The sequence below is a fragment of the Uliginosibacterium sp. sgz301328 genome (genome assembly GCF_041807905.1).
GTDB lineage: Bacteria > Pseudomonadota > Gammaproteobacteria > Burkholderiales > Rhodocyclaceae > JBGVSA01.
Window position 1 is genome coordinate 71,608 of sequence record NZ_JBGVSA010000004.1, and the last position, 14,009, is coordinate 85,616.

The 14,009-nt window shown below is 63.0% G+C and carries 11 protein-coding genes; 8 read left to right on the forward strand and 3 right to left on the reverse strand.

Translation table 11 applies throughout. The features are described 5' to 3' along the window. Positions 1-154 precede the first annotated feature (154 nt). Positions 155-1,957 carry a monovalent cation:proton antiporter-2 (CPA2) family protein gene (locus ACDA63_RS04280; protein ID WP_373661945.1) on the forward strand — a complete coding sequence of 601 codons (1,803 nt, stop codon included), beginning with the start codon at positions 155-157 and terminating at the stop codon, positions 1,955-1,957. A 25-nt stretch (positions 1,958-1,982) separates the two neighbouring features. On the opposite strand, the gene ACDA63_RS04285 is transcribed toward ACDA63_RS04280, so the two are convergent. Next, positions 1,983-3,140, reverse strand: coding sequence for an oligogalacturonate lyase family protein (locus ACDA63_RS04285; protein ID WP_373661946.1), 1,158 nt, complete (start codon positions 3,138-3,140; stop codon positions 1,983-1,985). 295 nt (positions 3,141-3,435) lie between these two features. On the opposite strand from ACDA63_RS04285, the gene ACDA63_RS04290 reads away from it, so the two are divergent. The 5 genes from ACDA63_RS04290 to ACDA63_RS04310 all read left to right on the forward strand — a co-directional run bounded on the left by ACDA63_RS04290 (position 3,436) and on the right by ACDA63_RS04310 (position 9,154). Then, a complete protein-coding gene (locus tag ACDA63_RS04290; protein ID WP_373661947.1) occupies positions 3,436-5,331 on the forward strand; it encodes an ABC transporter substrate-binding protein in 1,896 nt (631 codons plus the stop codon). A gap of 192 nt (positions 5,332-5,523) precedes the next feature. Beyond that, positions 5,524-6,375: a zinc metalloprotease HtpX gene (gene htpX, locus ACDA63_RS04295; RefSeq protein ID WP_373661948.1), complete on the forward strand. Its 852-nt coding sequence runs from the start codon at positions 5,524-5,526 to the stop codon at positions 6,373-6,375. 57 nt (positions 6,376-6,432) lie between these two features. Next, a complete protein-coding gene (locus tag ACDA63_RS04300; protein ID WP_373661949.1) occupies positions 6,433-7,239 on the forward strand; it encodes a methyltransferase domain-containing protein in 807 nt (268 codons plus the stop codon). Positions 7,240-7,402: 163 nt separating this feature from the next. Continuing rightward, on the forward strand, positions 7,403-7,966 hold the full coding sequence (locus ACDA63_RS04305) for a porin family protein (protein WP_373661950.1): 564 nt from the start codon (positions 7,403-7,405) through the stop codon (positions 7,964-7,966). Positions 7,967-8,140: 174 nt separating this feature from the next. Then, positions 8,141-9,154: an AraC family transcriptional regulator gene (locus tag ACDA63_RS04310; RefSeq protein ID WP_373661951.1), complete on the forward strand. Its 1,014-nt coding sequence runs from the start codon at positions 8,141-8,143 to the stop codon at positions 9,152-9,154. Between the two features lie 61 nt (positions 9,155-9,215). Here ACDA63_RS04310 and ACDA63_RS04315 read toward each other — a convergent pair whose 3' ends face one another. Further along, positions 9,216-9,623, reverse strand: a complete 408-nt coding sequence (locus ACDA63_RS04315) for a hemerythrin domain-containing protein (protein WP_373661953.1) — start codon at positions 9,621-9,623, stop codon at positions 9,216-9,218. A 110-nt stretch (positions 9,624-9,733) separates the two neighbouring features. On the opposite strand from ACDA63_RS04315, the gene ACDA63_RS04320 reads away from it, so the two are divergent. Beyond that, positions 9,734-10,531: a sulfurtransferase gene (locus ACDA63_RS04320; RefSeq protein WP_373661954.1), complete on the forward strand. Its 798-nt coding sequence runs from the start codon at positions 9,734-9,736 to the stop codon at positions 10,529-10,531. Positions 10,532-10,533: 2 nt separating this feature from the next. Continuing rightward, a complete protein-coding gene (gene pepN / locus ACDA63_RS04325; protein WP_373661955.1) occupies positions 10,534-13,215 on the forward strand; it encodes an aminopeptidase N in 2,682 nt (893 codons plus the stop codon). 66 nt (positions 13,216-13,281) lie between these two features. Here the strand turns inward: pepN and rph are convergent, their stop codons facing one another. Beyond that, positions 13,282-13,998, reverse strand: a complete 717-nt coding sequence (rph, locus tag ACDA63_RS04330; RefSeq protein WP_373661956.1) for a ribonuclease PH — start codon at positions 13,996-13,998, stop codon at positions 13,282-13,284. Positions 13,999-14,009 lie beyond the last annotated feature (11 nt).

A 14,009-nucleotide genomic window follows, 5' to 3' on the forward strand; every position in this document is an offset into this window, starting at 1 on the left:
AAGCCGTCTGCATACATGTCTGACATTGTGGTGCGCGAATACAACGTCCCTGTTTCGCGCATGGGCCCTTTGCGCTCGGCATGCGCGATTTGCGATCATCCGCGACAGTCATAGACAGGCAAAAAAACTCTTCGCCCCACCCAGGAGCCGCCCCATGCTCGCCCAAGTCGCCATTTTTCTTGCCGCAGCCATCGTGATGGTGCCCATTGCCCGGCGCTTCGGCCTCGGCGCCGTGCTCGGCTACCTGGCCGCCGGCGTGCTCATCGGGCCGTGGGGCATGCGGCTCATCGACGGGGTGGAAACAACGCTGAGCTTTGGGGAATTCGGTGTTGAACTCATGCTCTTCGTGATCGGGCTGGAACTGCAACCTCAACGCCTGTGGGTGCTGCGCCGGCTGGTGTTCGGGTTGGGCGGTGCGCAAGTGTTGCTGACCGCGGTGCTGGTCGGCGGTGCGGCGCTGTGGCTTGGGCTGAGCTGGCAGGCCGGCGTGGTGGTCGGGCTGGCGCTGGCCATGTCATCCACCGCGCTGGTGTTGCAGACGCTGGCGGAAAAGCACCAACTGACCGATCGTCACGGCCGCAACGCTTTCGCCATCCTTCTCTTCCAGGATCTGTCGGTGATCCCCATCCTGGCTCTGTTGCCCCTGCTGGGGGGCGAGTCGACCGCCGGCAGCGACTGGCACGATGCACTGCGCGGTGTGGCGGTCATCGTGGGGGTGATCTGGGGGGGCCGCACGCTGTTGCGGCCGGCGCTGAAGTGGATCGCCACCAGCGGCGCGCGCGAGAGTTTCACCGCCGCCGCCCTGTTCGTCGTGGTGGGCGTGACGCTGTTGATGGAATACGCCGGGCTGACCGCGTCGCTGGGTGCCTTCCTCGCCGGCATGCTGCTGGCTGATTCGGAATACCGTCACGAACTGGAAGCCGACATCGAGCCATTCAAGGGCCTGTTCCTCGGCCTGTTCTTCATCGCCATCGGCATGAGCGCCAACGTGGGGCTGTTGCTGTCGCAACCGCTGTCCTTGCTGGCTGGCGTGGTCGGATTCATGGCCATCAAGTTCGCCGCCCTGTACCTGATCGGGCGCGTGGCCGGCGGGGCGCGCTCTGCGGCGCGACGGCTGGCGATCTCATTGGCGCAGGGCGGTGAATTCGCCTTCGTGCTGTTCGCACTGGGGCGCAATCATGGTGTGCTGAGCGAGCCTCAGGCCGCATGGCTGGTGATGGTCGTCACCCTGTCGATGCTGTGCGCCCCGCTACTCTTCGTGCTCGAAGAAAAGCTCCTCACGCCATGGTTCGACCGCGACGTCGAGCGCCCCTTCGATGCCGTGGCCGATCCGGGACGTCCGGTCATCATCGCCGGCTTCGGGCGCGTCGGGCAGATCGTGTCGCGCCTGTTGGCGCTGCGGCGAATCCCCTTCACAGTCTTGGACGCCAGCGCCCAGCAGGTGGATTTCGTGCGGCGCTTCGGCAACAAGGTGTATTACGGCGACGCTTCGCGACTGGATGTGCTGATGGCCGCCGGCATCGACAAGGCGCGTCTGTTCGTGCTCGCCATCGATGACGTCGAAGCCTCGATCAAGACGGCCGAACTCGTGCGCGCGCACTTTCCCAAGCTGCCGATCTACGCACGTGCGCGCAATCGATTTCACGCCTACAAGCTGATGGATATCGGCGTGGAGGCGCTGGTGCGCGAAACGTTCTTCAGCAGCACGCAACTGGGGCGCGACGTATTGCGCGGTCTCGACGTACCGGCCCAGGACGTGGATGTGCTGATTGAGCGCTTCATCGCCCACGACGAGCAATCATTGCGCCGCCAGCACGCGGTCTATCAGGACGAGGCGGCGCTCATCCAGACGAGTCGTCAGGCGGCCGCCGAGCTGCGCGGGCTGTTCGAGGAGGACGCCGCCGCACAGCGTATCGCGCAGCCGGCGGACCCGGCTCGAGCCGGTGCGCCTTCGTGACGCACCGGTCCTGGATGGTGTTGGCTCAGGCGGGCAGATCGACGAGGTAGATCGCCGGCTCGCCTTCGAAGTCGGACGTATAGAGCACGTGCTTCTCGTCCGGCGTGAAGGCCGGATGCGGATGCGTGACCTGCCGGTTGGCGCGGTATTCCCGCCACGATGTGTTGTGGCGGCAGATACGGTGGGTGCTCTTGTCGCGGAAGTCGAACAGGTACAGGTACGGATCGGTCGCCTGCTCGTGCCCGGATGTATCGGCCATGTCCTGCGGCGTGCCGGAGCCGTCCGCCACGGCCAACGTGCCATCGAAGTTGCTCATCAGGTGCGAGCAGGCCGGCATGGGCATGAGCACTTCATTTTCGAGCGTCACCGGATCGGCCGTGCAGATCCAGCGGTCATGCTCGCCGCGGCGCAGATAAGACACGTACATCATCTTCGAGCCGTCGGGCACCCAGAATTCGTGCGTGCAGCGCTCGCCCGGTTCGTGCTGCTTGATCTTGCGGATGTGGCTGCCGTCTTCATCGATCAGCCACATGCGCGCGTCGACCAGGTCGAGCGGGCCTTCATGGCAGTAGCCAACCGTGTTGTCGTCGAACGGGCGATAGATCGGGTGCCCGGTCCACTTCGCTTGTTCCAGCAGCGTGCGAGCCTTGCCGGTTTCGATGTCGATGGAAATCAATCGGCAGCGCGGATTGCGCAGGAACTGTTCGCGGAATTCCTGCCACGTGGCCAGCGGCATGAGCTCGCCGTCCACGACTTCAATGCCGACGAGTTTCGTGCCGGCGGAATTCACGCCCCACGTACCGTAGCCGACCCAGCCGGCAGGCACGTCGTAGACGACCTTCTCTTCGAGCGATTCGAGGTCGACGCGGCGCAGTTGGCGCCCGTTCTTCACGTAGTACAGGTATTGCTCGTCGGCCGACAGGAAGCAGCCGAAAGTATTGTCGCCCTTGCCTTCAGTGAGTTGGCGCGCGGTCTGCGTGGCCATGTCCAGCAGGTAGCAGTTCCAGTCGCCGTCGAACCAGGCGCCGAAGAGCAACTTGCTGCCATCATCGAACCAGCACTTCTGGTAGAAGTAATTCCGGTGACAGGTGACGTCGGGCGGAGTCAGGCGCGTAATCGTGGCGCCGGTGTCCGGGTCGGTGAAGGTATGGAATTCAAGCTGGATGGTGTCGCCTTTTGCCACGTGCTGCCTCGTAAGACTCGTTGCAGAAAAAAAGAGGCCCGAAGACGGAGGATGACTTCGGGCCATGGCGATCCGATGTGCCGGAACCCTGGGCACACATGCACGGTACCGCCGTGACCGCAGTATCGGCAGGCGGGCAAGGCGTGTCTTGTAAATTTGCGACATGCCATGGTGCAGATCAGGCGGCTTTCGAAATGTCGCTTTTTTACAAGACTTCTTTGTGGACTCCAAAAATACTCCTCACTACGAGGCGTCGAATGAGCGCCCGTGGATAAGTTGAGTTGAGGAGACCCGCATGACGAAGTATTCCCGGACGCTGATCGCCACCATCGTGGCGGCCACGCTGCCGGCCGCTGCGCTGGCATATACCCAGGCGCCGATGCTGGCCAGCGATGCAAAGCTGCCACCCGTCGACAAACGCCTGCCCGATAAACCCCTGGTGATCAAACCCATCCAGGCAAATGGCGTCTATGGCGGGACGCTGCGCACCGTCGTGCGGGCCACTGGCGACCAGAACGGCATTCTGCGCACCATCGGCAACCAGGGCCTGACGCACTGGACGCAGGACGGCAACGGCGTCGAGCCCTACGTGGCCGAAAGCTATACCGTCAGCGCCGATGCGTCCGAGTACACCTTCCATCTTCGCAAGGGCATGAAGTGGTCCGATGGCGCGCCGTTTACCGCTGACGACATCGTCTTCGCAATGAACGACCTCATCCTGAACAAGGAATTCTTCGGCCAGACCCTCGACATGTACATGGTTGGCGGCAAGGCACCCGAAGTAACCAAGGTCGATGACTTCACCGTCAAGTTCAAGTTCGCAGCGCCCTACCTGACCTTCCCTGAATGGCTGGCTGCGCCCTACGGACAGCACCAGGTGCTGTACGCCAAGCACTACTGCCAGCAGTTCCATCCCAAGTACAACAAGAACGTGTCCGAGCTGTTCGCCAAAAACAACGTGAAGGACTGGCCTACGCTCATGCGCGCCAAATGTGCCGACACGGAAGTGCCGTCGCGCTGGGCTACGCCGGAGCGCCCGACGCTGGACCCGTGGATCGTCAAGGAGCCGTATGGCGGTACCGCGCAGCGCGTGCTCATGGAGCGCAACCCGTATTACTGGCAGGTCGACCCGTCGGGCAAGCAGTTGCCGTACATCGATCGCGTGCAGTTCGCCGTGATCTCCGATGTGCAGGCGGCGCTCCTGCAGGCCACCAACGGCCAGTTCGACTTTGAAGGCCGCATGTTCGTCGACGTGACGAACCGCCCGGTACTGCTGAAGAACCAGCAGAAAGGCGGCTACAAGGTCTTCGGCCAGGTCAGCACCAACGCCAACGCGGCGGGGCTGTGGCTGAACCAGACAACGAAGAACGACAAGCTGCGCCCGTTCATCACCAACCACGATTTCCGCGCCGCGCTGTCGCACGCGATGGACCGCGAAGAGATCAACAAGGTGGTGTATTACGGGCTGGCTTCGCCGTGGCAGAGCGGGCCGTTCAAGGAGAGCAAGTGGTACAACGAAAAGCTTGGCACGCAGTATCTCAAGCACGACGTCGATACCGCCAACAAGATGCTCGACGCACTCGGCCTGACCAAGCGCGACAGCGACGGCTACCGCGAATATCCGAACGGCGGGCGTGTGCAGCTCGAAGCGATCGTCATGATCGACCGCACGCACATGATCGCCACACTGGAACTCATCCGTCGCCAGTGGAAGCGTGTCGGCGTCGAACTGACCATCAACGCGGCCGAGCGCTCCCTGGCGACCAACCGCGCGGTCAATAACGACTACGACGTGAGCATCGACGTGTTCCCGGGTGGGCTGGACGCTACGCTCGCTCCGCGTGCGTACGTCGCGAACTATCCGCTCGAATCGCGCCAGAGCCTGGAATGGGTGAAGTGGTACCTGACGCAGGGCAAGCAAGGTGTGGAGCCCTCGCCGAGCATGAAGAAGCGCATGGCGCTGTACGACCAGTGGCGCTCGGCGAAGACGCCGGCCGAAGCGGACAAGCTGTTCCGCGAAGTGTTGCAGATCGCTGCCGACGAGTTCGAAGTGATCGGCACGGTGCGCCCGGCGCCGGTGACCACCATCCGCAGCCTCAAGCTGCAGAACGTGAACGAAAAGGCTCCGTTCAGTTGGCCGCTGGGCTCGCCGGCCCTGTCGCTGCCGCAGCAGTGGTGGTTCAAGAACTGATCGACGGATCGGCTGCTTGATGCAAGACACGCGCCCCGCCGGATTCCGGCGGGGCGTGTTCTTTGGCGCCTGATCGTTTTCAGTCAAGCGGTCGGCCCGTCTTTTTACCTTCGTTTGCTTGAATCTTTTTGCACGGCCTCCATCTAAGCGGGAGCGCATGAGCGCTTTTTTGCTGAAAGGCAGGTTGTAGCAATGTTCAATTGGGTCAAGACCTCGATCCTCATGGCGGGCATCGTGGCCTTGTTCGCGGTGGTCGGCCAACTCATCGGCGGCGCGCAGGGCATGATGATCGCGCTGGTCCTGGGCGGCGCCATGAACCTGTGGGCCTACTGGTTCTCCGACAAGATGGTGCTGCGCATGTACCGTGCGCAGGAAGTCGACGCCACTTCATCGCCCTATCTCTACAACATCGTGCGTGACCTGGCGGGCCGGGCGCAGTTGCCCATGCCCAAGGTGTACATCATCGATGAGCCGCAACCCAATGCGTTCGCCACCGGCCGCAACCCGGAGCACGCAGCCGTGGCGGCGACCACCGGCATCCTCCATCTTTTGTCCGAGCGCGAGCTGCGTGGTGTCATGGCACACGAACTGGCCCACGTGAAGCATCGCGACATACTGATTTCAACGATCTCGGCGACGGTGTCCGGCGCGATCTCGTCGTTGGCGCAGTTCGGCATGTTCTTTGGCGCGCGCGACGAGCGCGGGCGGCCGGCCAACCCCATCGTTGGTCTCATCGTGGCACTTCTGGCGCCGATCGCCGCCATGCTGATCCAGTTTGCCATCTCGCGCACGCGTGAGTTCGGTGCCGACAAGGGCGGGGCCGAAATCTCGGGCGACCCGAATGCGCTGGCCGACGCACTGGCGAAGATTCACTCTTACGCGCGAGGCATCCCGATGGAAACCGCCGAGAGGCATCCGGAGACGGCACAGATGATGATCATGAATCCGCTCTCCGGCGGTGGTCTCCAAGGGCTGTTTTCAACGCACCCCGATACGGCTGAACGGATATCCCGGCTGCGCGCCATGGCGACAGGCCGGGTGTGACGTAGCCATCCCGAACGACCCAGCCCGGCAATGCCGGGCTTTTTTCTGCGCACAGGCATGTCCGATCCAACGCTCTCCAATATCGACGCGGGGCACTACAGCGTCGTCGCCAGTGGACGAAGTGCACACCAGCACTGGGAGGTGTGGGATACCGAGCGCTTCGGTCGCCTCTATCGACTCGATGGAGCCTTCATGGCGAGCGAGCGCGATGCCCACATCGGCCACGAGGCGCTGGTTCACGTGCCGGCCATCGCACACGGGAATGTCCGCAGAGCGCTCGTGCTCGGGGGCGGTGACGGCGGTTCGGCCCGCGAACTGCTGCGCCATGATGCCGTGCGCGTGACCGTGGTCGACATCGATGCGGACGTCATCGCCTTGTCGCGAAAGTACCTGCAGGCAATTCACGATGGCGCGCTGGACGATCGGCGCGTGGATATTCGCATGGGCGACGCGCATTGGTTCGTCATGACGGCAAACGACCGCTTCGATCTTGTCGTGTTCGATCTGACCGATCCTTACCGCTCGCCAAGCTTGCACGACAGCGCCTTCTTCGCGGCCTGCAAGCGGCTGCTGGCGCCGGACGGTGCGCTGTCGGTGCAATTGGGTTCTCCCACCTACCAGAGGCAGCAAGTACGTCGACTGCTGGATGATCTGCGCTCCTGCTTTCGCACAGTGACGCCGTTTGTGACGGATATCCCGCTCTACGGCGGGGCGTGGGCTTTCGCCTGTGCGAGCGATGCAGTCGCCCCTGGCGCGATAGACCAAGCGACGCTGGTTGCCCGCATTGGCGTGCTCTCGGGCCTGCGGGAAATCAGTCCGACCCGCTATCGGCAGTCGATCGAGCGAGGCGATTTTCTGCGCTGAAATGCCAGCAAAAGCTGGCCCGAAAAGCCAAAACCTTGGCCCGCGCAGACAGGGAATGTCGCTGCTCGCCTCCCTAACATGCTCCTACCGCAATCGGTACGACAGCCTCCCCCGGCTCCCCGTCGACCGACGGTGAACAACCTTCGCAAGAGGAGCAACGAATATGAAAACCAAGCTGATGATCGTCCTTGCCGGCACCGTGTTGGCCACTTCCGCAGCCATGGCTGCTCAGCCCGGCTTCTACGTGGGCGCCAATGTGGGCGCCGCCAAGCAGGACGTGAATAGCGACGGTCACTACAAGGACACGCCCGCCACGTACGGGGTGTACGGCGGCTACAACTTCGACAAGAACTTCGGCGTTGAGCTCGGCTACCAGGATCTGGGTGGCATATCGGCCACGAAGAGTAGTGGTGACACTGTACGCGCTCGCACCAACGCTTACTCGGCCGACTTCGTGGCCCGGTTGCCGGTGACTGACCGTCTCGACGTCTATGGCAAGCTCGGCGTGGTGCGCTATGACCGCAGCTATTCGGGACTGGATAGCGCTTCGTCCGATACCGGCACAGGCGGCAAGGTCGCCATCGGCACCGAATACTCGGTCACCAAGAACTTTGGTCTGCGTGCCGAGCTGGCCCAGTACCAAGGCATTCCGAGCCGCGACGAGATGGGTGTGAGCTTCAAGGATTCGTCGACCGTGATGACGCTGGGCGCCAACTATCGCTTCTGAGCGGGGACTGCGGGGCGATCCGCAGGAAATTGCTGCAGATGTTTGCAAAGCGTTGCGGCAGACTGCTGCCGCAACGAATCCTTACAGTTGATGTCGAAATGGGCGGCCCGCAAGGCCGTCCATTTTTTTGTCCGGGTCTAGAATGGACGGCCGCCGATCCCGTGATGCCGATTCATGTATGACACATGGCTAGCCAGCGTTCTGCTGCTTGTACACGCCGAACTTGCCAAGCGAGGACTGGACGCTGACGCCGTTGCGCGCAGCGTGGGCGTGGAGCCCGCCGATCTGCGCGATGCAAATGCCCGTCTGCCGCACGACAAGGTTCGCAATTTCTGGGTTGCGGCTGTGGCGGCCTGTGATGGCGACGCCTGCTTTGGCCTGGACGTGGTCACGCTGGCCAATCCGACCACCTTGCACGCCTTGGGCTTCGCCGTGATGGCAAGCGGCACCCTGCGCGAAGCCACCGAGCGCTTGCGCCGCTATACGCGCATCGTATCGACCATCGATAACTGGGAATGCCGGCAGGATGCCGACGCCACCTGGCTGGTGTTCCAGAGTACCGATGACGACGCGAGTTATCCGCGCAGCTTCGACGCCCGGCTTGGGCTCATCGTCCGCATCTGGCGAATTCTGGCGGGCCGTCCACTCGCGCCGAGCGCGGTGCGCATGCGCCACCTCGCACCGGCCGAAGGTCTCGACCGCATCGCCGCTTTTTTCGGTGTGATGCCCGAGTACGAGGCTGGCGAGTACTCCCTGGCGTTTTCGAATGCCGATCTCGATCAGCTCCTCCCGGGGAGTAATCCGGAACTGGCGCTGGCGGCCGAAAAAGTCGCCGCCGACTATCTGGCCCGGCAGGAGAAGGACGATGTGGTGGTCCGTGTTCGGCGCACGCTGATCGAGTTGCTGCCATCCGGACAAAGCAGCCGCGCGATCATCGCGGGAAAGCTGTCGATGTCGGAGCGGACGCTGCAACGGCGCCTGACCGAGCGCGGCATGACCTACGCGGGCTTGCTGGACGATCTGCGCCGCGATCTGGCGGCGGACTATCTGCGCAATAGCCGGACGACGGTCCAGGAGGCGGCTTACCTGTTGGGATTCGCCGAAGTGGCGAGCTTCAATCGCGCCTTCCGGCGCTGGACGGGGGTGTCGCCTTCGCAGTGGCGCGAGGAAGCGGCCAACACCAATTGAAAGCTTGCCCCACAATTGAAGGCCTGCCGCTGAACCTTGCGGACAGGCCTGTGAGGACTTCTCAGGAGTTGAGTTCTGCCGGTGTTGCGGCTTCGAGCGCTTCCCACACCACGTTTTCTTCGAAGTCGACGTGTTCCTGCAGCAATTTCGAGAAGGCGGCGATCGTCTCTGCGTCGGGCTGGTTCAGTGCGGCGATGAGGCGGCGCAGCTCGGTGTGCTGCTCCAGCACCTTGTCGGCGAGATCGTCGCGGCCGATGGCGCGCAACTGCGGAAGGGCATGACGCTCTTCTTCCTGGAAATGGGGTTCCATCTCGGTCTCGAACACCTCGTAGACGCGGCGCGCAAAGCCCGGAAGGTTGCTGCCGTCCTCCGCCCCTTCGGGGGCAGCCTCGCGCGCGGCGGCGACCAGCATCATGGCGGCGCGATGTTCTTGGGACAGGTGCTTGAGGCGTAGACTCAACTTTCTCATGATGTGGTGCCTTGAGAATCTTGGGAACCCTCAAAAGTACTTGCGAGAAAATTCTTGCGGATGACCCAGATCAATATATAGCTACGGATTTGGGAATATGCGCATCTTCGTTGCAATCCTGGAAACGAACTGATCCACCCATGCATCAACCCCAACAGAGCAAACAAGAAAATGCTGGAATTCTCAACGTTTCAGCTTACAAATTCGTCGAAATCGACGACATCGACGCACTTCGTGCAGAACTCCAGACCCGCTGCGACGCGCATGGACTGAAGGGCACCATTCTCATCGCGCCTGAAGGAATCAACCTGTTCCTTGCCGGTCCGCGTGAACACGTGACGGCGATTGTGGATTTCCTCCGCGCCGATCCGCGTTTCGCCGATCTGGCGCCCAAGGAGTCGCTCTCCACCGCTCAGCCGTTCCGTCGCATGCGGGTGAAAAAGAAGCGCGAGATCATCACCATGAATCGTCCGACCATCCGTCCGAGCGAAGGACGCGCCCCCTCCGTGCCGGCACAGACGTTGCGTCGCTGGCTCGATCAAGGCCACGACGATGAGGGGCGCCCAGTCGTAACGCTCGATACGCGTAACGCGTTCGAGGTCGACGAGGGGGCCTTCGACGGCTGTATCGACTACCGCATCGCCAGGTTCAGCGAGTTCCCCGCCGCTGTTTCTGCGAACGCCGCCGGGCTCGCGGGCAAGACGGTGGTCACTTTCTGTACCGGTGGCATCCGGTGTGAAAAGGCAGCCATCTACATGCGCGAAGCCGGCATCGACAACGTCTTTCAGCTCGAAGGCGGTATCCTCAAGTACTTCGAGGAAGTCGGCGGCGCCCATTGGCGCGGCAACTGCTTTGTCTTTGACGAGCGCACGGCGCTCGATCCCGATTTGGCTCCTGCAAAGGCCTGACCATGAACGCACCCCAGTCCATCTATCTCAAGAATTACACGCCGCCGGCATATCTGATCGACACGGTCGATCTCGATATCGCGATCCATGATGGTTTTGCGCGCGTCTCCGCGACGCTTGCGGTTCGCCGCAATCCGGCGGGCGCGGGCGGCGCGCTGCGCCTGAACGGCGAGGAATTGGCGCCCGAGTACATCGGTCTCGATGGTATCGAGCTGGACGCCGGGCGCTGGCAGTACGCCAACGATCTGCTGGTCGTACACGACGTGCCCGAGGCGTTCGCGCTCAAGACGGTGGTCCGCATCGAGCCCGACAAGAACACCCAGCTCTCCGGGCTGTATCGCTCCAAGGATGGCTACTTCACGCAATGCGAGGCCGAAGGGTTCCGGCGCATCACGTTCTATCCGGACCGCCCCGATGTGATGGCGCGCTTTACGTGCACGCTGCATGCCGACAAGGCTTGCTTTCCGGTGCTGTTGTCCAACGGCAACCCGAGCGCGGCGGGCGAAGAGGCCGATGGCCGTCACTGGGCGCGCTGGGAAGATCCGTTCAAAAAGCCCGCCTACCTGTTCGCCTGCGTCGCCGCCAGGCTCGACGTGAAGGAGGATTTCTTCACGACCGCTTCAGGCAGACGCGTGCGTTGCGCGGTGTACGTCGAGCCGGGCAAGCTCGATCAGGTGGACCACGCGCTCGCTGCCATCAAAAAATCCATGAAGTGGGACGAGGACACCTTCGGACTGGAGATGGACCTCGATCACTACATGATCGTCGCCGTCGGCGACTTCAACATGGGGGCGATGGAGAACAAGGGCCTCAACATCTTCAACACCAAGTACGTGCTTGCCCGGCCCGATACCGCCACCGATGTGGACTACCAGAACATCGACCGTGTGGTGGCGCACGAGTACTTCCACAACTGGACCGGCAACCGCGTGACCTGCCGCGACTGGTTCCAGTTGTCGCTGAAAGAAGGGCTCACGGTTTTCCGCGACCAGCAGTTCGGCATGGACGTGCACTCGGCCGGCGTGACACGCATCCAGGAAGTCCGTCTTCTGCGCGCCGCGCAGTTCCCCGAAGACTCTGGCCCGATGGCGCATCCGATCCGGCCTGCAAGCTACGCGGAGATCAATAACTTCTACACCGCCACGGTCTACGAAAAAGGCGCCGAAGTCGTCCGCATGATCCACACGCTGATCGGCAAAGAAGCCTTCCGGCGCGGAATGGACCTGTACTTCGCGCGCCACGACGGGCAGGCCGTGACGTGCGAGGACTTCGTTGCGGCCATGCAGGATGCATCGGGCGTCGATCTGTCGCAGTTCAAGCGTTGGTACAACCAGGCCGGCACGCCGCATCTGGTGGCGCGCGGCAATCACGACGCGCGTGCGGACACGTATACGCTGGAAGTCGAGCAGCACTATCCGGCGACCGCGTACGAAACGCGCATGGCAGCCGAGGGCAATCCGATCGAGCGCGGGCCGTACCACATTCCGCTCGCCGTTGGTTTTGTGGGGGAGGATGGCGGAGCAATTGCCGTCGCATTGGATGGCGAATCCGTGGTCAGTGCGGACACTCGCGTGCTGTCACTGACGCAGGACGTGCAGCGCTTCGTGTTCCATGGTGTGCCACAGAACGCGGTGATCTCGCTGCTGCGGGGGTTTTCCGCGCCGGTCACGCTGGAGTTCCCGTATCGCGACGACGAACTCATCCGCCTGATGGCCTTCGATGCAGATCCCGTCACGCGTTGGGATGCCGGGCAGCGGCTGGCGACGAACATCCTTCTCGACGGCGTGCATGCCTACCAGGCGGGCAAGGGCGAGGCCGGCGCATGGATTCCCACCGCCTATGCGAATGCCATGCGCGCGTTGCTGGCCGACGCCTTTGCGACGGGCGGCGACCCGGCGCTGGTGGCGGAGAGCTTCGTGCTGCCGGGCGAGACGGTGTTGGCTGAACAGATGGACGTGGTTGACCCGGACGCCATCCATGCCGCGCGCATGCACCTGCGCCGACATATCGCGACGGAGCTGGAAGTGGACCTGGCGCAGGCCTACGTGCAACTGCGCGTCACTGATGCGTATTCGCCAGACGCGCTTCAGGCCGGACGTCGCGCGCTGCGCAACCAGTGTCTTGGCTATCTGGCCGAATTGGGCACGGCGCACACCAACGATCTGGTGGTCACGCATTTCAACACCGCAGCCAACATGACTGACAGCATGGCGGCCCTGTCGGCACTGGCCAACCTCGCCGTGCCGGAGCGCGTTACCGCACTGGCCAGTTTCTACGAATCCTGGAAGGGCGAGGCGCTGGTGGTGGACAAGTGGTTGGGTGTGCAGGCCACCTCGCGACTGGCGGGGACGGGCGCCGCCGTCCGGGCGTTGATGGCGCATGAAGCGTTCGACATCAAGAATCCCAACAAGGTGTACTCGCTGATCCGTGCCTTCTGCGCCGCCAATCCAAAGCACTTCCACGCCATCGACGGCTCTGGCTACGCGCTGGCCGCCGACGTGGTCCTGCAACTGGATGCGATGAATCCGCAGGTGGCGTCGCGCATTGCCCGCACGTTCGATCGCTGGAAGAAGTTCGATGCCGTGCGCCAGTCGCTGGCAGGTGCGCAGCTTGAACGCATCCAGGCGCATGCCGGATTGTCCGCGGACGTGGCAGAAGTGGTCGGCAAGGCCTTGCAGAGTTGAGCATTGCGGCGCCCCAATGAACAACGCCCCGTCGTGACGGGGCGTTTTTTTGTCCGCGAAGAGCGCCTATTTGCCCAGTGCCTGTTTCTGCAGTGCGACCAACTCGGCGATGCCGTCGGCGGCCAGTGCCAGTAGTGTGTTGAGCTGTTCGCGCGAGAAAGGTGCGCCTTCGGCGGTGCCCTGCACCTCCACGAAGCCTCCGCTGCCCGTCATGACGACGTTCATGTCGGTGTCGCAGGCGGAGTCTTCCGGGTAATCGAGGTCGAGTACGGGAACGCCATCGAAGATGCCGACCGATACGGCCGCCACGAAGTCGCGCATCGGTGAGGCCGGCAGCTTGCCGCGTGCGACCAGCCATTCGAGTGCGTCATGCACGGCCACGCAGGCGCCGGTGATGGCCGCAGTGCGCGTGCCGCCGTCGGCTTGCAGGACATCGCAGTCGATGGTGATCTGGCGTTCGCCCAATGCAGCGGTGTCGACCACCGCCCGCAGGCTGCGGCCGATGAGGCGCTGGATTTCCTGTGTGCGTCCGCTCTGCTTGCCCTTGGCAGCCTCGCGCGCACTGCGTGTGTGCGTCGAACGCGGCAGCATGCCGTATTCGGCGGTCAGCCAGCCTTCGCCCTTGCCACGCAGGAAGGGCGGTACCGATTCTTCGACGCTGGCAGTGCACAGCACGCGGGTGTCGCCGAATTCGACCAGCACCGAACCTTCGGCGTGGCGGGTGAAGTGGCGCGTGATGCGCACGTTGCGCAATTGATCGGGAAGTCGTCCAGAAGGTCGCATGTGTTCGTCGA